19 protein-coding genes are annotated in these 17,686 nt (G+C 33.6%); 7 read left to right on the plus strand and 12 right to left on the minus strand.

What is annotated here, in order from left to right:
- Nucleotides 1-10 precede the first annotated feature (10 nt).
- Both BN863_RS11195 and nirK read right to left on the minus strand, forming a co-directional pair.
- Complete coding sequence (locus BN863_RS11195; protein ID WP_038530586.1) at nucleotides 11-790, minus strand: formylglycine-generating enzyme family protein; 780 nt, start codon at nucleotides 788-790, stop codon at nucleotides 11-13.
- 17 nt (nucleotides 791-807) lie between these two features.
- Nucleotides 808-2,283: a copper-containing nitrite reductase gene (gene nirK, locus BN863_RS11200; protein WP_038530589.1), complete on the minus strand. Its 1,476-nt coding sequence runs from the start codon at nucleotides 2,281-2,283 to the stop codon at nucleotides 808-810.
- Between the two features lie 578 nt (nucleotides 2,284-2,861).
- Between nirK and BN863_RS11205 the strand changes: the two genes are divergently transcribed.
- From BN863_RS11205 to BN863_RS11235, 7 genes are all read left to right on the plus strand, one after another.
- A complete protein-coding gene (locus tag BN863_RS11205; protein WP_038530591.1) occupies nucleotides 2,862-3,626 on the plus strand; it encodes a ParA family protein in 765 nt (254 codons plus the stop codon).
- Nucleotides 3,627-3,634: 8 nt separating this feature from the next.
- A complete protein-coding gene (locus BN863_RS11210; protein ID WP_038530593.1) occupies nucleotides 3,635-4,549 on the plus strand; it encodes a ParB/RepB/Spo0J family partition protein in 915 nt (304 codons plus the stop codon).
- Nucleotides 4,539-5,198: a DUF5683 domain-containing protein gene (locus BN863_RS11215; protein ID WP_038530595.1), complete on the plus strand. Its 660-nt coding sequence runs from the start codon at nucleotides 4,539-4,541 to the stop codon at nucleotides 5,196-5,198. Before BN863_RS11210 ends, BN863_RS11215 begins: the two co-directional genes overlap by 11 nt.
- A 3-nt stretch (nucleotides 5,199-5,201) precedes the next feature.
- On the plus strand, nucleotides 5,202-5,906 hold the full coding sequence (gene dapB, locus BN863_RS11220) for a 4-hydroxy-tetrahydrodipicolinate reductase (protein ID WP_038530598.1): 705 nt from the start codon (nucleotides 5,202-5,204) through the stop codon (nucleotides 5,904-5,906).
- A gap of 98 nt (nucleotides 5,907-6,004) precedes the next feature.
- Nucleotides 6,005-7,585: a signal peptidase I gene (lepB, locus tag BN863_RS11225; protein ID WP_038530601.1), complete on the plus strand. Its 1,581-nt coding sequence runs from the start codon at nucleotides 6,005-6,007 to the stop codon at nucleotides 7,583-7,585.
- A 14-nt stretch (nucleotides 7,586-7,599) separates the two neighbouring features.
- Nucleotides 7,600-8,220 carry a WbqC family protein gene (locus tag BN863_RS11230; protein WP_394331978.1) on the plus strand — a complete coding sequence of 207 codons (621 nt, stop codon included), beginning with the start codon at nucleotides 7,600-7,602 and terminating at the stop codon, nucleotides 8,218-8,220.
- The gene (locus tag BN863_RS11235; RefSeq protein ID WP_038530605.1) at nucleotides 8,220-8,528 is read left to right on the plus strand and encodes a DUF6122 family protein; all 309 of its coding nucleotides are present in this window, start codon (nucleotides 8,220-8,222) and stop codon (nucleotides 8,526-8,528) included. The genes BN863_RS11230 and BN863_RS11235 overlap by 1 nt, the downstream gene beginning before the upstream one ends.
- 18 nt (nucleotides 8,529-8,546) lie before the next feature.
- Here BN863_RS11235 and BN863_RS11240 read toward each other — a convergent pair whose 3' ends face one another.
- The 10 genes from BN863_RS11240 to BN863_RS11285 all read right to left on the minus strand — a co-directional run bounded on the left by BN863_RS11240 (nucleotide 8,547) and on the right by BN863_RS11285 (nucleotide 17,620).
- On the minus strand, nucleotides 8,547-9,284 hold the full coding sequence (locus BN863_RS11240; protein WP_038530608.1) for a hypothetical protein: 738 nt from the start codon (nucleotides 9,282-9,284) through the stop codon (nucleotides 8,547-8,549).
- A gap of 271 nt (nucleotides 9,285-9,555) precedes the next feature.
- The gene (locus BN863_RS11245) at nucleotides 9,556-10,581 is read right to left on the minus strand and encodes an endonuclease/exonuclease/phosphatase family protein (protein ID WP_038530610.1); all 1,026 of its coding nucleotides are present in this window, start codon (nucleotides 10,579-10,581) and stop codon (nucleotides 9,556-9,558) included.
- A gap of 2 nt (nucleotides 10,582-10,583) precedes the next feature.
- Nucleotides 10,584-11,465, minus strand: a complete 882-nt coding sequence (locus BN863_RS11250; RefSeq protein ID WP_038530612.1) for a rhomboid family protein — start codon at nucleotides 11,463-11,465, stop codon at nucleotides 10,584-10,586.
- Between the two features lie 3 nt (nucleotides 11,466-11,468).
- The gene (locus BN863_RS11255) at nucleotides 11,469-12,227 is read right to left on the minus strand and encodes a rhomboid family intramembrane serine protease (RefSeq protein ID WP_038530615.1); all 759 of its coding nucleotides are present in this window, start codon (nucleotides 12,225-12,227) and stop codon (nucleotides 11,469-11,471) included.
- Between the two features lie 21 nt (nucleotides 12,228-12,248).
- On the minus strand, nucleotides 12,249-14,132 hold the full coding sequence (mutL, locus tag BN863_RS11260; protein ID WP_038530618.1) for a DNA mismatch repair endonuclease MutL: 1,884 nt from the start codon (nucleotides 14,130-14,132) through the stop codon (nucleotides 12,249-12,251).
- Entirely contained in the window at nucleotides 14,132-14,422 is a 291-nt protein-coding gene (locus BN863_RS11265) for a hypothetical protein (RefSeq protein WP_038530620.1), read from the minus strand. The genes mutL and BN863_RS11265 overlap by 1 nt, the downstream gene beginning before the upstream one ends.
- A gap of 8 nt (nucleotides 14,423-14,430) precedes the next feature.
- Nucleotides 14,431-14,649 (minus strand): hypothetical protein, encoded by a 219-nt coding sequence (locus BN863_RS11270; protein WP_038530623.1) that lies wholly within the window; start codon nucleotides 14,647-14,649, stop codon nucleotides 14,431-14,433.
- A gap of 277 nt (nucleotides 14,650-14,926) precedes the next feature.
- Entirely contained in the window at nucleotides 14,927-15,223 is a 297-nt protein-coding gene (gene trxA, locus BN863_RS11275; RefSeq protein ID WP_038530625.1) for a thioredoxin, read from the minus strand.
- A 126-nt stretch (nucleotides 15,224-15,349) separates the two neighbouring features.
- Complete coding sequence (locus BN863_RS11280) at nucleotides 15,350-16,762, minus strand: MBL fold metallo-hydrolase (RefSeq protein ID WP_038530627.1); 1,413 nt, start codon at nucleotides 16,760-16,762, stop codon at nucleotides 15,350-15,352.
- Nucleotides 16,763-16,819: 57 nt separating this feature from the next.
- Nucleotides 16,820-17,620: a sulfite exporter TauE/SafE family protein gene (locus BN863_RS11285; RefSeq protein WP_038530629.1), complete on the minus strand. Its 801-nt coding sequence runs from the start codon at nucleotides 17,618-17,620 to the stop codon at nucleotides 16,820-16,822.
- Nucleotides 17,621-17,686 lie beyond the last annotated feature (66 nt).

Here is a 17,686-nt window from a genome sequence, read left to right on the forward strand (position 1 = left end):
TGTTGTTTACTTATTCTATAGCGACGTCTTTTACGCATCTAAATCCTAAGTTTTTTATACCATAACGCGCACTTATACTACCACGAAATGCATAGCGCATAAAGGCTGCGTAATTCATTAAATCTGTTGCGCCAACTGCAGCTGCTCCACAAAACAGATTAGAATCTTTATCTACATCTTTTCTAGATTCACCTGTAATTAATACCGAATTAAAATCTGAAGTCCACTCCCAAACCAATCCGTGTAAATCGTAAACACCCCAATAATTTTTAGGATTGCGTCCAACTTCGTACGTATTAGTTCTAGGCGCTTCGTACCAAGATAAAATTTGTTGATTATAAGTTTCCTTAACCCGAGCATCTGCAATGTCTTCATCGGCCATGGCTACATATTCCCATTCGTCTACTGTTGGTAAACGTTTACCCTGACATTCGCAATACTTTCTAGCAGAAAACCAAGACACATAAGTAATCGGGCTGTTTGGGTTTTCGGAATCATTTAGCTCGGTATCATTTTTCCAGTTTGTTAAATAGGTGCCATCTACAAACAATTTTTTTGCTTTAGATTTTTGCCATTCTGGATACTTAATTACAAACGCTTGATATTGCTTATTGGTTACAGGATATTTATCCATAAAAAAATCATTCACCTTAACTACAGCAGAATCTCTACCATAAAGGGGGATATAAGTTCCCCCTTTAATTTCTGACATCTCTTCGCTGGATTGCGAATACATCGCATTTTGTAATGTGAATGCTATGCAAAACATTAATAATGTTCTAATTAGCATAACCGTTTTATTTTATATTATTTTTGATTTCTAACTTTATTAACCATTTCTGGAGTAATCACCTTTTTAGAATTCCCCCAACTGTGGTATACATAGGTTAAAACATTTGCAATTTCGTCTGGTGATAAACTCTGACGCGTCATTACACTATTATATTTTTCACCATTAACAGTAATTTCTCCAGTTAAACCATGTAACACTACGCCAATAGCACGATCAACATCAGCATTTAAATAATCTGAATTTGCCAATGGAGGAAATGCTCCAGGAATTCCTTGTCCTTCTGCTTGATGACATGCAAAACATGTTTGTTGATACGCTTGCTTTCCAAATTTTAATTGCTCTTCTAACGATTGTGCAGGAATATCTTTTGCTGCAACTTCATCAGATTCTGGCATAGCTTGAATTCCACCTCCTTCAGGTAAATAGATATCGTCTCTTAACTCTCCGCTATAAATTTTCTTATCTTCTTCACCTTCTACTTTAAGCATTCCTAAAGCACCTTTGTTAAAGGCTCTAAAAATAGAGTGGTCTACCATAATAAACGTTCCAGGCACATCTACTTTAAACTCAACTATTGAAGCTCCACCAGCAGGAATTAATGTAGTTTGTACATTATCGTTAACTAAATCCCCACCTTCTACATGCACTTTATCAAAAATTTCTCCGATTACATGAAAAGAAGACACTAAATTTGGCCCGCCATTTCCAACAAATAATCTTACTGTTTCTCCTACATTTGCAGTAATAGCATTATCGCCTGTTAATGCGCCTACTTTACCATTAAAAACAACATAATCTGGTTTTTCATCAATTGCTTTTTGCATATCGAAAGATTGTAAACCACGATCACCATGCGCTCCTTTGGTATAGAAGTCACCTTGCATAATGTAGTATTCTTTATCTACTGGAGGTAATCCGCCTTCTGGCTCAACTAATATAAGTCCGTACATTCCGTTTGCAATATGCATTCCAACAGGAGCCGTTGCACAATGGTAAACATATAAACCTGGGTTTAACACCTTAAACGAAAACACTTTTTCGTGTCCTGGAGCGACAAAAGAAGATTCTGCACCTCCACCTGGACCGTTTACAGCATGTAAATCGATATTGTGTGGTAATTTGTTATCTGGATGATTCTTTAAATGAAATTCAACTTCGTCTCCTACGCGCGTTCTTATAAAACTACCTGGCACAGAACCTCCAAAAGTCCAATACACATAACTGACACCGTTAAGCATTTCGCCTTCCTCTTCAAGGATTTCCATGTCTACGATTAGTTTTTTGGCTTGACGTCTTCCTACAGGAGTTGGTACATGTGGCGGCGCTGTTAATTCGGCTTGCATAACTTGGCTTACCTCAATATCTGCGGTATTCACCTTTTCAGTTTTGTCTTCTTTGTTAGCACAAGATACGATGGTAATACACGCCAACGCTATTATGGATTGCCTCCAATAAGAACGTACATTTAGAAAGTTTAGTTTAGTATTCATATTTTCAGTTTTAATTTAAAAGCTTTAAGATAAAAGATAATTTTGTCCTAATTAGTTTCACAAAAATAAAACTAACAATTATGTTAATATATGATAAATATCAGTTTATAAAAAATTAAGATTCATCAACCATGAATATAATTTTATTCATATTCCGTATTAAATTAATTAAAAGTATTGGTATTATACCATTATATAAATATTCATTACTAGTTTAGAATCTTTAATTCTATAGCATTACTAAAAGCAGGTAAATTATAATATACCGAGTTAAATTGTATTAACAATTTCGAAATAAAATATATAAACACCTAAAAGAACAAGAGTTAGCAAAGGCAAATAAAACTACTCAATTTTTAGCAGCCCTCTCATATTTATTATCGTAAAAAAAAGAGTGAGAAAACGGAGTTAAAATAGGTGTAAAAATCGATGCCAATTTTATTAAATAATAACTATGAATTAACGGTATATGTCGCATCCTTAACTAAAAAGAAATAAGGCTTAACATTTGTTAACAAGTTACATTTTTAAAACTCATAAATAGTTGTATTTTTACAGCTACTAAAACCAAATTATTAATGGGTAAAATCATTGCAATTGCAAATCAAAAAGGGGGTGTTGGAAAAACAACGACTTCTGTGAATTTAGCAGCCTCGTTAGGGGTGCTTGAAAAGAAAGTATTGCTGATTGACGCCGATCCTCAAGCCAATGCCACTTCTGGATTAGGTATAGATGTTGAAACTGTAGAAATTGGAACATATCAACTTTTAGAACACACAAATTCTGCTAAGGAGGCAATCTTGAAAACAGAAACGCCCAATTTGGATATTATTGCATCTCATATAGATTTAGTTGCTATTGAAATTGAGCTTGTAGATAAGGACGATAGAGAATATATGCTAAAGCGTGCATTAGCAGAGATTAAAGACGATTACGATTTTATAATTATAGATTGTGCGCCATCTTTAGGTCTGTTAACACTTAATGCATTAACAGCTGCAGATGCTGTTATTATTCCTATTCAGTGCGAATATTTTGCACTTGAAGGTTTAGGAAAATTATTAAACACCGTTAAAAGTGTTCAGAAAATACATAATCCTGATTTAGATATTGAAGGACTTTTATTAACGATGTACGATTCGCGTTTAAGACTTTCTAACCAAGTGGTAGAAGAAGTTCAGAAACATTTTAACGACATGGTTTTTAAAACTATTATACAACGAAACGTACGTTTAAGTGAAGCTCCTAGTTTTGGTGAAAGCATTATTAATTTTGATGCAAGCAGCAGAGGTGCAATAAACTATTTAAGTTTAGCAAAAGAAGTAATAAACAAAAACTCCTAGAAGAGACTATGGCGAAGGCAGTAAGAAAACAAGCATTAGGAAGAGGATTATCTGCATTATTAAAAGACCCTACAAACGATATTAATTCCGTTCAGGATAAAAATGCGGATAAAGTTATTGGAAATATTGTAGAGTTAGACTTAAGCGCAATTGAGATGAACCCATTTCAACCGCGTACTAACTTTAATGAAGAATCGCTGCGAGAATTAGCATCGTCTATTAAAGAGTTGGGTGTAATTCAGCCCATAACCGTTCGTAAATTAAACTTTAACACTTATCAATTAGTATCTGGTGAACGTCGTTTTAGAGCATCAGAATCTTTAGGGTTAAAAACTATCCCAGCTTATATTCGTATTGCGAACGATCAGGAATCTCTAGAAATGGCCTTGGTTGAAAATATTCAGCGTCAAGATTTAGACCCTATAGAAATAGCATTATCCTACCAACGTTTAATTGATGAGATTAATTTAACTCAAGAACAAATGAGCGAACGCGTTGGAAAAAAACGCTCTACTATCGCAAACTATTTACGTCTCTTAAAACTCGATCCAATAATTCAAACAGGAATGCGAGACGGATTTATTTCTATGGGACACGGTCGTGCCATTATTAATATTGAAGATCAAAGCACACAACTAGATATCTATACACGCATTTTACAAGATAAAATGTCGGTTAGAGATACCGAAACTTTAGTAAGAAACTATAACGAGTCTAAAGCTTTAGAAGACCCTAAGGCCGAAGCTAAAGCAGAACCAGAAACACCCGTTTTTGTAAAAAAAAGTATTCAAGATTTTTCTGATTATTTCGGACATAAAATAGATATTAAAGTAGCCAAAAACGGTAAAGGAAAAATTACAATTCCTTTTCATTCCGAAGAAGATTTTAATCGCATAAAAAAACTTGTACAGAGTGCAAAGTAAACTTTTTATAATCACCTTACTTTCATTTTTGTTCTGCTTAAATAGCCTTGCGCAAGAAGACCGTAAAGAAACATCTGCAGACGCTGTAAAAACTGTAGATTCTTTATTGGTGGGTAATACATTGGTAACAACAGAAGCCCAAAACACTCTAAAAGTAAGTGATACTCTTGCCGTTCAAGAGGCTAAAATAGATTCTAGATTTATAGATCCTTTAGCACCCGCCCGTGCTGCATTTTATTCTGCAATACTGCCAGGTTTAGGTCAGGCTTACAATAGAAAATATTGGAAAATCCCAATCGTATATGCTGCTATTGGTACAGGTATCTATTTTTATATCGATAATAATAATGCGTATAACCGCTATCGTGCTGCCTATAAACGTAGACTAGCAGGATTTACCGACGATGAATATTACGGCCGCGTGTCTGACGATGGTTTAATAAATGCACAAGAACAATTGCGTAGTAATAAAGAAATGTCTTTACTTATTACCGTTGGATTATATGTGTTAAACATAGTAGATGCCAACGTCGATGCGCATTTACTACAGTTTAATATTGATGATAATCTAACACTTTCGCCGCATTTTAATTACAACGAGATGGAAGACACTACAAATCTCGGACTTACCTTTAACTTTAAATTTTAAAACATGAAAATTGCATTACTAGGATACGGTAAAATGGGTAAAACCATAGAACAAATTGCCCTTAAACGTGGCCACGAAATAGTAATTAAAGCGAGTATAGAAAATCCTAATTACAATATTAAAGATGCAGATATTGCAATCGATTTTAGTATGCCAAATGCCGCTGTAGGTAATATTACCAATTGTTTTAATAACGGTGTGCCAGTAATTTCTGGAACAACAGGTTGGTTAGACGATTTTGATAAAGTGACTGATTTATGTAAAGAAAAACAAGGTGCATTTATTTATGCGTCTAACTTTAGTTTAGGTGTAAATATCTTTTTTGAATTGAATAAAACGCTAGCAAAAATGATGAGCAACCTAGATCAATATAACATTTCTATGGAAGAAGTTCATCATACACAAAAACTAGATGAACCAAGCGGAACTGCAATTTCTTTAGCAAACGATATTATTTCTGAACACAACACATATGGAAAATGGGCTTTAAATACCCCCGAAACAGATACGATTCCTATAGTTGCAAAACGTATTCCAGAGGTACCAGGAACACATGTGGTAACTTATAACAGTACTGTAGATGCAATTACTATAGAGCATAAAGCACATAACAGAGAAGGATTTGCTTTAGGAGCTGTTGTTGCAGCCGAGTGGTTATTAGGTAAAACAGGTGTTTTTACCATGAAAGATGTGTTAAATATTGGTTAATAACTAAAAATTCTGTTACATTAAAACCTTTATTTATACTTATACTAAAATTAGATTAAATAGGTGTCGCAAAGACGTTTAGCAATACAAAGTAGATTATGACCTTAACTCAACTGTTCATTTTTTTTATTATTATCCAAATTCTACACGGATTAGGAACTTGGAAACTTTATGTAAAAGCAGGTAGACAAGCATGGGAAGCCTTTATTCCTGTTTACAATGCTATTGTATTAATGAAAATTATTAACAGACCTTGGTGGTGGACAATCCTTCTATTTTTACCTATTGTTAACTTAATTATGTTTCCTGTAGTTTGGGTTGAAACAGCAAGAAGTTTCGGAAAAAACTCGACCATAGATACCCTACTCGCTATTGTTACTCTTGGTTTTTATAATTATTATTTAAACTATATCGCCGATGTAGAATATATTAAAGACCGTAGTTTAGAACCTAGAACAAGTGTTGGAGATTGGGTTAGTTCTATATTATTTGCTGTGGTTGCTGCAACAATTGTACATACTTATATTATACAACCGTTTACAATACCTACATCTTCATTAGAAAAAACATTACTTATAGGTGACTTTCTGTTTGTGAGTAAATTAAATTATGGTCCGCGTATACCACAAACTACTTTAGCTTTACCAATGGTCCACGATTCTATTCCTAAGACTAAAATGAAGTCTTATGTAGCAGACGATAATTTAAAAACTAAAGAACATTCTTGGAAAAATAAAACCTTATTACCTTACTTAAGATTACCAGGGTTTCAAAAAATAAAACAAAACGATATTGTAGTATTTAACTGGCCAGTAGATACTGTAACAGACTTTTTTAATACACCAGATCGTAATCACTGGAAGCCTGTCGATAAAAAATCTAACTATGTAAAACGTTGTGTTGGCTTACCTGGAGACTCTCTTGAAGTTAGAAATGGAATTGTATTTATTAACGGAAAACAAAATCAATTACCAGATCGTGCTAAGCTTCAATTTAGCTATTTAGTACAACCAAAAACGCATCAATTTAACGCTAAAGAATTAGCTGATCGTTATGGTATTACAGACCGTTTTGGTATTATTAATGATAAAAACACCTACATGTTTATATCTATTACAGACGAAGCTGTGGAGCAATTTAAAAACCACCCGAACGTAGAAAGTATTACACCTATTAAAGAAGAAAAAGGTGTTAGAGATCCTAGAATTTTTCCTCAAAACCCAAATTACAATTGGAATAACGATTTCTTTGGTCCACTTTACATTCCTAAAGCAGGAAAAACTATTGCTTTAAATGTGGATGTTTTACCATTATATAAGCGTGTAATTTCAGAATACGAAGGCAATACGTTACAAGTTAAAGGCAATCAAATTCTTGTAAATGGCGTAGCTACAGATTCGTATACTTTTAAACAAGATTACTATTGGATGATGGGAGATAACAGACACAATTCTCAAGATGCTAGAGCATGGGGATTTGTACCTCATGATCACGTTGTAGGGAAGCCTGTGTTTATTTGGATGAGTTGGGATCAATATGGAAAACCGCGTTGGGACCGTTTCTTTACAACCGTTGGCGGAAGTGGTAAACCGGTATCTTATTTAATTCCATCTTTAATTGTAATTGCTGGATTGTTTGGATTTAATACCTATAGAAAACGTAAAAAAGCAAACGCTTAATTAAGTTAATGAGTTTGAATATTCTATTACATCCTACCTATTTCCCAGATGTTGCACATATGGCTGCCATTGCGCAATCTGATGTGGTAACTTTTGAAATGGATGATAATTTTGCAAAACAAACCTACAGAACCCGCACTTATATTTATGGTGCTAATGGTAAATTACTACTTAATATTCCTGTTGTCTATACACAGAAAAATCGACAGAAATATCGTGATGTAAAAGTTTCGAATGCAGAAAATTGGCAAAGTATACATTGGAAATCTTTGCTTTCGGCTTACAAAACATCCCCTTTTTTTGAATATTACGAAGATGATTTACATCCGCTTTTTGAGATGAAAGTAGACTATATTTTAGATTATAATTTAAAATGTTTCGAAGTTATATCTGAATGTCTTCAATTGGAAAAATCAATTCTAAAAACAGAGGAATTTAAACATGAGGTTGAGGATGCTTCAGATTTACGACACTTGGTAAACCCGAAATTAGATTTAAATTTTCAAAACGAGAAATACACTCAAGTCTTCGACGACAAACATGGTTTTATAAACAATTTAAGTGTATTAGATTTACTCTTTAATGAAGGTCCAAATGCCTTAGATTATTTAGAAAATCAAGACCTTTCTTTATAATGCTACAATCGTTTATACATTACAGCATTCATTTTTTAGGTCCTTTGGCAGTTGCTCTATTATTTTATAAACCGCGTTGGAAATACGCTTATTTAATAATGATTTGCGGTATGCTAATCGATTTAGACCATCTGCTAGCCACACCCATTTTTAGTCCTGGACGTTGTAGTATAAATTTTCATCCGCTCCACTCCTATTGGGCGATTGCAGTGTATGTTTTATTATTAATTCCGAAGAAAACCCGTCTTATAGGCTTAGGATTAGTCATTCATATAATTGCAGATACTGTAGATTGTAGTATGATGTAAGTTTGCATTTTACTTAAATTACAATACGTTAACTGCTTTTTCTACAAGAATGTCGTATACGTAACCCGAACCAAAATCCTTATTCAAAATAACGTTTCCCGTAATTGTAACAACTTCACCTACTTTAAAGTCGTCTTTAGTGGTAATTGTAAGGTCATATTTTCCATGTCCTATTGTTCCATCTTGTAAATGCACGAAATTAACCTGCATCACATCATTATTTACCTTTACAACCTCGCCTTTAATAATAACTTTTTTGTTTGCATAAGCCTTGGGATCCTCAAAAAGTTCTGAAATTCGGATGCCATTTGGAATTTTATCAATCAGTGCTACACTTGGCTTTCCGGTTTGAACATGACTTTTTCTTACTTTGGGTGCCCCCTTTACATTATCTCTAATGCCTTCAACAAAAATTACACTCTCAAAAGTTCGGTTTAAGCTCTTGCTATTAAAATCCTTCATTTCCATGCCGTCGTCGTAATAATACGTTGCTCCAATTTCTATGGGTCTCCTCGGTATAGACATCCAATATTCTTTTTCATTTTCTTTGACTTTAAGATATACATATCCAGCAGACGACAATTCTTCTAGCACCACAATTTTATGCGTGTAATCAGTAATTAAATCATTTGTATTAGGTGTGTCGACAACATGCTCTTCAACGTTAACATCTTTAATAGTTGGCGTTTTCTCAGAGTCTTTACAACTTGCAAAAAAACTTAATGTTATTAAAGAAAGTGCAATAAAATTTTTCATTAGACATATAGAATTTAATGTATCATTGATGTAATCAAATCATTTAAAGGACTTATAAGTATATTCTATATTTATACGTCTTTTGGGGATTTAGCTATTCATATTGAAGCATGGTGCTTATTACAATTTAATTTAGTCCGTTTTAGAGCTTCTTTTCTTAAACTTATCATATAACCCCTGATTGTATATCCCCGTCCTACCCAAAGAAAGATGCATCAATTAAAACGATTAATCAGATTTTTAAACATTAAATACACCCAGTAATTTTCATTTATAAACTCAAAGTAGTCATAATCGGATAATGATCGGAATACACGGCATCATTAAAAATTTTAAATCCGTTAATATTGAAAGCATCATCAGTAAAAATAAAATCGATGCGTACAGGAAAAAATTTAAAATTAAAAGTCTTTCCAAAACCACTTCCTGCTTCTTTAAAGGTATCGTTTAAATTACCTTTAATCATTCGGTATACATAAGAACTGGCTGTATTATTTAAATCGCCTGTAATTATCATTTTGTAATTACACTGCGCCTTATGTTCTAAAAACAATTCGGTTTGCCTTTGTTGTGTCGCAAAAGATTGACCAATACTTTTAAACAAACGTTCGGAATCTTGCTTTTTTAATTCTTCAACTTCAGGATTTATTTTTAAAGATTGTAAATGGATATTATAAACACGAATGGTATCTGCACCTTTTACAACATCTACAAAAATGGCATTATTTGGAGTATCTGGAAACGTAACCGAGCCTTTATTAATTATAGGATGTTTAGAATAAATAGATTGACCAAACTGCTTTTGTTCACCTGCTAATTGTATGTATTTATATTTATAAAAAGAGAAATCGACACTTGCATTCTTTGGGTGAAACTCTTGAAGTGATAAAATATCGGGTTGTTCTTTTGCTACAAATTTGGAAATCTCTAAACCAACATCTGTATCAGGAATCCAATTATAGACATTAAACATCCTAACATTATAACTCATAACACTTAAGCTATCTTCAGACGGATTTGAAGTTGAACTTGAGAATTTATAATAAGCCCCAAAACAAAAATAACCTAGAATTAAAACCAGAGCAGACAAAACCATTTGTCGCTTAAGTTTTAAAAGCCAATATAAAACGAATAATACGTTTATTATAATTAAGAATGGAACTGTAAGTCCTAAAACAGATAAAAGTGCAAATTGTTTAGGCGGAAAAAAAGGCAAAATGTAGGATAGCAATAATAACGTAGCTAAAATTGAATTGATGAAAAAAATAAATTTATCAATAACATTAAACTTAGCCATAGTTATTTTCCTGCTTTAAATAGAAAGGCTTTTTCCTCTTTTGTTAAACTATCGTAACCACTTTTGCTAATTTTATCTAAGATAATATCAATACGTTTTTGCTTATTAAAAGCGTCGAATTCCTCCTTTTTAAACCCAGCCATCTTTTTATCGGCTTGTTTTTTATGAACGGTTTTAAGTGGCGACTTCTTGGTTTTAGAAAACCAGCCTGTAACCTGATCTACAATAGATTCAAACCCTTTACCAATATCTACACCTTTCTTATATTGCATGGCATAGAAAAACCCTAAAGCTGCGCCTCCAATATGTGCTAAATTTCCTCCAGCATTGGTACCAAACAATCCTAAAACATCCATAGCAACCATAGCTGCTCCAACAATCCAGAGTTTAATATTAAATGTAAAAAAACGCAAATCCATTTGAGGCATATACGCACACATAAATATTAAAAGTGCTCGTACTGCTGCCGAAGCTCCAACCAATCTACTTCCTGAATGAAAGACATTGGGTAATAAATTATAGCCTAAAAGAAAAACTACAGCTCCAGAAATGGCACCTAGAAAATAAATATTTATAGTTAATTTTTTACTAAACATATTTAAAAACCATTTCCCAATAAAATACAACCACAACATATTAAATAGCATATGTATAAAATCGTAGTGTATAAAAGCATAGGTAATAAACGTCCAAGGCGTTACTAAAACTTCTGATAAATGACTTGATAATTCAAACCATTTTAAACTAGAATGCGAGGGTAAAGTAGATGTTAGTGCTTGTAAAATAAAGCCCACAAAAAAAATAATAACGTTTACTGCTATTATCTTTTCTAACACATTTAAATGCGCTAATTTTTGTTTAATATCGTTATTGAGTGTGCTCATATATTAGTCCCAACGATTTTTATTGAATTGTGTTTTTTTCCAATACCACATAATTAAAAATCCGGTTAAAGCCCCTCCAACGTGAGCAACATAGGCTGTGTTACTCGGACTAAAAAACGACTGACCGGTAAGTGCCGAAATTAAATCTAACGCGATAATTCCAGGTATAAAATACTTCGCTTTTATAGGAATAGGCAAGAAAATCATCATTAATTTAGATTCTGGATATAACATTCCGAATGCCACCATAACTCCCATTATAGCCCCAGAAGCTCCTACCATAGTCCCATTAAACACGCTTACAAACTTACCTAATTGATCAGCATCTAACACTTGCGACCAACGGGTATCGTACATGGCGTATCCTGAACGCAACGTTTCTAAGGTTTCTGTTGGGCTATATCCTGCGGCTTCTAAAGCTGACATTCCCGACGCATATTGATAATAATAATAGGCCAACATTAAAATGGCGGCTCCTAAACCAGAAGACAAATAGAAAAACAGAAACTTCTTCCCTCCAAATTGCTGCTCTACAGGCGTACCAAACATCCAAAGGGCCAACATATTAAATGCGATGTGCATAAAACCACCATGCATAAACATATGTGTTAAAATTTGCCATGGCTGAAAGGCTGCATTTTTAGGAAAATACAATGCAAACCATTCGTAAAACAATTCGCCTCCACCAATGGCCATAGTCCCAATAAACATAATAACATTTATGATTATAAGGTGTTTAACTGTATCGGTAATTCTATTCATAATATCTATATTTCTATGAATTTACATAAATTTTTTATCCAATTCATCGACCGTCATGGTGATAAATGTGGGTTTGTTTTTTGGCGAAACATTAGGGTCTTTACAAGCAAACAAACTATTTACTAAATGATCCTGTTCTGTTTGTGTTAAGGACTGCCCAGATTTAATAGCTAAACTTTTAGATAAAGATTTAGCCAACAAATCGGCAGCACTAAAATTAGCATCGGGAACTTCGTGCTCCACGTCGCTAATTAATTGCTCTAATATAATACTTACTTCGCTTTCTGGAACATTAATTGGCAATCCAATTATTTCGACCATTTGATTTTCAAAATTCTGAAACACAAAACCAGCATATTCTAAATCACTTTTTAGACTTAATACAATATCGTGTTCCTGTTTCGATAATTGAATTTGAAGTGGAAATAATAACTGCTGACTTACGGTATCTTTTCCTGTAATGTATCTTAAAAAATCTTCGTAAAGAATACGTTGATGCGCTCGGTTTTGGTCGACCACCAACATCCCCGATTTTATGGCACTCAACACATATTTATTCTGTAATTGATACGAAGACTGTTTAGATGATATTTGAGAATCATCGAACAAAGACGCTGTACTTTCAACACTTTCAAATTGAATTTCACTAAAATCGTTTTGTGATTTGGTTCCCTTAGATTCCATACCAACGTATAAACTTTCCCAACTTGAAGTTGAGGCAGGTTTACGTCCAGAAAATGATGATGGTGATGATGAAGACGAAGATGTTGTGCGTGATGGTTCTACTCGAGGTTCAGTATCAAACGGGTTAAATGTTCTATCAACTTCAATTGTTGGTGTACTAGCCGATTTATTTGAATAATCGTAAGGTGTATCTAAATTCGCGTCCCGATCAAAATCTAAAACGGGAGCAATATTAAATTGACCTAAACTATGTTTTACTGAGGCTCTTAAAATAGCATATAAAGTATGTTCGTCGTCGAACTTAATTTCCGTTTTTGTAGGATGAATATTAATATCGATGGTCTGCGGATTTACTTCTAAATTTAAGAAATAACTTGCATGTGTCCCATCTTTAATTAAACCATCGAAAGCAGCTGTAATCGCATGATTTAAATAGGCACTTTTAATGAATCTGTTGTTCACGAAAAAGAATTGTTCGCCTCTAGATTTCTTTGCATATTCAGGTTTACCTACAAAGCCAGAGATTTTCAACACATCGGTATCTTCATTCACAGGTACCAATTTTTCATTGGTTTTCGTTCCGAAAATATTAACAATACGCTGTCTGTAATTACTTTGTGGCAAATTAAAAACTTCAGAACCGTTATGGTACATCACAAAACTAATGCTTGGATGTGCTAAAGCCACACGCTGAAATTCATCAATAATATGACGCGTTTCTACCGTATTCGATTTTAAAAAATTACGACGTGCTGGAATATTAAAAAATAAATGCTTTACGGCTATCGATGTGCCTGTTGGAGTAACTACAACATCTTGATTTACAATCTCACTTCCTTCAATAGTAATAGCTGTTCCTACTTCTTCTTGCGCTTGTTTGGTTTTTAATTCTACATGCGCAATGGCGGCAATACTGGCTAAAGCTTCTCCACGAAATCCTTTGGTATTGAGTTGGAATAAATCTTCGGCCGAACGTATTTTAGACGTTGCATGACGTTCGAAACTTAAACGCGCATCGGTAACACTCATTCCTACACCATCGTCGATAACTTGAACCAAAGTTTTACCGGCGTCTTTAACCAATAACTTTATGGTTTCTGCTTTGGCATCTATAGCATTTTCTAAAAGTTCTTTAACTACTGAAGCTGGCCGTTGTACTACCTCGCCCGCTGCTATTTGATTTGCAACATGGTCTGGTAAAAGTTGAATAATATCTGCCATTATGTATTTGGAAGGAATATGGATAAATCGAATTCTATAATAAATAGAAAAATAAGAACTAGAATAGCAATGATAATCAGGATACGACGATTTGCAGAGCGATCTGGAGATTCTTTTAACTCTCCAAATGCATTTTCAAATTTAGATTTTATTCCTCCAGTTGGCCCAACGGTTTTTCTAAAATCGTCGAACTTATGTTTCATTTCAAACGGACTGCCCTCGCCTTCATTTTTAAAATGCCGAGGTGTGTACGTAAATTTTTTATTTTTTCTGGTTTTAAAAATCCCCATAATTCTTACTACAATTCATAATTACTTAATACATACCATAAAACAATCACCAAAATAAAAATGATTAACCATCCTGTTAAACGCATTCCGTTTTTATTTTGATGCTTTCGTGTTTGTTTAATTTCATCCCATTTATTAGACATTTCGTTGGAAGGTTTCACCTCTTCATCCTGAAATTTAGGCTTATAATTAAACGATTTGTTTTTACGCTGATTAAATAAATTCACTATTTAAAAACTAGTCTTTGTTAATCACCAAATGTACTTAAAATTGAGAAGAAAGTCGAATTCGCATTCTAAAAAAATGTTAACAAAAGTCTAGTAAACAGTAGATGTTAAGTTTTAAATTATACAGTATTACACCTGTAGCGCTTAAGAAATTTTATAATTACAACTTAAATACATCTTATTAATATTGAAGCACGCAAGTGTATAAAATCAAAAAACGCCCTATTTAAGGACGCTTTTCTTGCTATTAATCAACACTAGATATTAACCCAAAGGTTTAATTATCACGTTTTATTATTTGAAGTAAATCCGATTTTTGGACTACTCCAGATTGTCTCCATATTTGTTTTCCCGACTTATATAATATTAAAGTTGGCACGCCTTTTACATTTAACTGAGACGCTAACTCTTGGTTTTTATCAACATCTATTTTAATGATGGAAACAGATTCTCCAAGACTGTCTTTAACTTCCTTTAAAATGGGTCCCATCATTTTACATGGTCCACACCACTCGGCGAAAAAATCGACTAATACAGGTTTATCTTGTTTTATTATTTCTGAAAACCGACTCATTTGTCATTTTTTTATTAAAATTGAGAGTGCAAATATACGACCTTTATATAATTGCAACACAACGATTTAACATTTATTTACATATACTTTTAAAACCTCTGATGCTTTACGAATACAATAATATTGTTATTTTTTTAAGGTAGACGGACAAACAAAATCTGTTAATGGAATTCCCACTTCACGGATAGCTTTCATACCTCCTTCAACATCTATTAGATTATGAAATCCACGACTTTTTAAAATTGAAGCTGCAATTACCGAACGGTAGCCTCCTGCACAATGCACATAAAACGGTTCGTCTTTTGGAATTTCAGATAAATAATCATTTATAAACTCTAGAGAAGCATTTTTAGCATTATCGATATGTTCTGAAGCATATTCCGAATCTTTTCTAACATCAAAAACATGTAATGTATCCTGTTCTAATCTCGATTTAAAAGTTTCTGCTGTAATAGACGAAATAGCATCAAACTCCTTACCTGCAGTTTTCCAAGCATCGAAACCACCTTCTAAATAGCCCAATGTATTATCGAATCCAACTCGAGACAAACGAATTACGGCTTCTTCTTCCATCCCTGGATCTGTTACCAATAAAATAGGTTGCTTGGTATCTTTTATTAAAGCCCCTACCCATGGTGCAAACCCCCCAGCTAATCCAATAAAAATAGAACGTGGAATATGTCCTTTTATATAATCGTTTTGATGGCGTACATCTAAAACTAGAGCCTCAACAGTATTGGCTACGGTTTCAAACTCATCTGGATTTAAGGCTTTAGTTCCTTTTTCAATCACAGTATCAATATTATCGTAACCTTCTTTATTCATTTTTACATTTAAAGGAAAATAATGTGGAGGCGGTGCTAAACCGTCTGTAACTTCCTTAATAAATTCAGCTTTTGTCATATCTGCACGCAAAGCGTAATTCATTTGTTTCTGATTTCCTAAGGTATCCACCGTTTCCTTCATCATGTTTTTTCCACAAGCCGAACCTGCACCATGCCCAGGATATACAATAACATCGTTGGCTAGAGGCATGATTTTAGTACGTAAACTATCGTATAAAAAACCCGCTAAATCGTCTTGTGTAATATCGCCTTTTTGTGCTAAATCTGGACGTCCCACATCTCCTAAAAACAAGGTGTCTCCGCTAAAAATAGCATAATCTTTTCCACTTTCATCTTGAAGTAAGTACGTAGAACTTTCCATGGTATGCCCTGGCGTATGTAATACTTTTATAACAACGTTACCCAATTTAAATTCCTGACCGTCTTCTGCAATAATAGCATCGAACGTAGGATTTGCTGTTGGCCCGTACACAATTGGAGCGCCACTTAATTCTGATAGCGTAACATGTCCGCTAACAAAATCGGCGTGAAAATGGGTTTCAAAAATATATTTAATTTTTGCACCTTCTTTTTCTGCACGCGCCAAATACGGTTCAACCTCACGTAATGGATCTATTATAGCCACTTCTCCTTCACTCTCAATATAATAAGCGCCTTGCGCTAAACATCCTGTATATATTTGATCTACTTTCATTTCGTGTATAATTTTATTTAAAATTACTAATGTTTTTATTTTTAGATGTAACCTATGTTACATAACAAGTTCTTTAATTATAATGTAAACCCCCATGGCTAGTACAAACCATCCGAAGCCCTTTTTTAGTTTTTTTCCTGGAATATAATTCGATAAATAACTCCCTAGAAAAATCCCCACCACAGCTATTGCTGTAAAGCTTAATAAGAATACCCAGTCGATTTCTACATTCCCGATATCGCCAATAAACCCAATTAAAGAATTAATTGCGATAATAAACAACGATGTTCCTACGGCTTTTTTCATGGTTAAATTTCCTAAGATAATTAACGCAGGAATAATAATAAATCCGCCACCTGCACCAACTATTCCTGTAAAGAAACCAATAACTATAGCCTGATTAAAAATTAAAATATTACTTAATTTTCTAGGGCCGTTATCATGGTGTTTATCTTTACTCGGTTTTAACATACTTACAGAGGCAACCACCATCATGATAGCAAACATGACCATGATAAAAATGTCTTTAGTAACTACAAAACTCCCGATGTGAAAGATAGATTCTGGTATGGCCGGAATTATAAATTTACGGGTTATATACACCATTGAAAATGCTGGAATTGCAAATACAGCGGCGATTTTTAAATCGACTAAACCTTTCTGAAAATTTTTAAACGCACCAAAACTAGACGATACTCCAACTATAAATAACGAATATGCTGTTGCCGTTACAGGGTTTAACATTAATAGATAAACCAAAATAGGAACAGTTAAAATAGAACCTCCTCCACCTGTTAATCCTAAAACCAAACCAACAACCAAAGCGCCTATAAAACCAAATAATTGAGCAATATCCATATCTAAACTTTAGACAAATGTAATACTAAGCTTAAGTTATAGAAGTAACATTAGTTACAATGAAAT

Source organism: Formosa agariphila KMM 3901 (genome assembly GCF_000723205.1).
Classification (GTDB): domain Bacteria; phylum Bacteroidota; class Bacteroidia; order Flavobacteriales; family Flavobacteriaceae; genus Formosa; species Formosa agariphila.

Coding starts and splice junctions, on each gene's coding strand:
- BN863_RS11280 (WP_038530627.1), bottom strand. CDS start 16,762: ATGAAAGTAGATCAAATATATACAGGATGTTTAGCGCAAGGCGCTTAT.
- BN863_RS11265 (WP_038530620.1), bottom strand. CDS start 14,422: ATGGGGATTTTTAAAACCAGAAAAAATAAAAAATTTACGTACACACCT.
- BN863_RS11235 (WP_038530605.1), top strand. CDS start 8,220: ATGCTACAATCGTTTATACATTACAGCATTCATTTTTTAGGTCCTTTG.
- BN863_RS11195 (WP_038530586.1), bottom strand. CDS start 790: ATGCTAATTAGAACATTATTAATGTTTTGCATAGCATTCACATTACAA.
- BN863_RS11245 (WP_038530610.1), bottom strand. CDS start 10,581: ATGGCTAAGTTTAATGTTATTGATAAATTTATTTTTTTCATCAATTCA.
- trxA (WP_038530625.1), bottom strand. CDS start 15,223: ATGAGTCGGTTTTCAGAAATAATAAAACAAGATAAACCTGTATTAGTC.
- mutL (WP_038530618.1), bottom strand. CDS start 14,132: ATGGCAGATATTATTCAACTTTTACCAGACCATGTTGCAAATCAAATA.
- BN863_RS11240 (WP_038530608.1), bottom strand. CDS start 9,284: ATGAAAAATTTTATTGCACTTTCTTTAATAACATTAAGTTTTTTTGCA.
- nirK (WP_038530589.1), bottom strand. CDS start 2,283: ATGAATACTAAACTAAACTTTCTAAATGTACGTTCTTATTGGAGGCAA.
- BN863_RS11250 (WP_038530612.1), bottom strand. CDS start 11,465: ATGAGCACACTCAATAACGATATTAAACAAAAATTAGCGCATTTAAAT.
- BN863_RS11210 (WP_038530593.1), top strand. CDS start 3,635: ATGGCGAAGGCAGTAAGAAAACAAGCATTAGGAAGAGGATTATCTGCA.
- dapB (WP_038530598.1), top strand. CDS start 5,202: ATGAAAATTGCATTACTAGGATACGGTAAAATGGGTAAAACCATAGAA.
- lepB (WP_038530601.1), top strand. CDS start 6,005: ATGACCTTAACTCAACTGTTCATTTTTTTTATTATTATCCAAATTCTA.
- BN863_RS11255 (WP_038530615.1), bottom strand. CDS start 12,227: ATGAATAGAATTACCGATACAGTTAAACACCTTATAATCATAAATGTT.
- BN863_RS11205 (WP_038530591.1), top strand. CDS start 2,862: ATGGGTAAAATCATTGCAATTGCAAATCAAAAAGGGGGTGTTGGAAAA.
- BN863_RS11285 (WP_038530629.1), bottom strand. CDS start 17,620: ATGGATATTGCTCAATTATTTGGTTTTATAGGCGCTTTGGTTGTTGGT.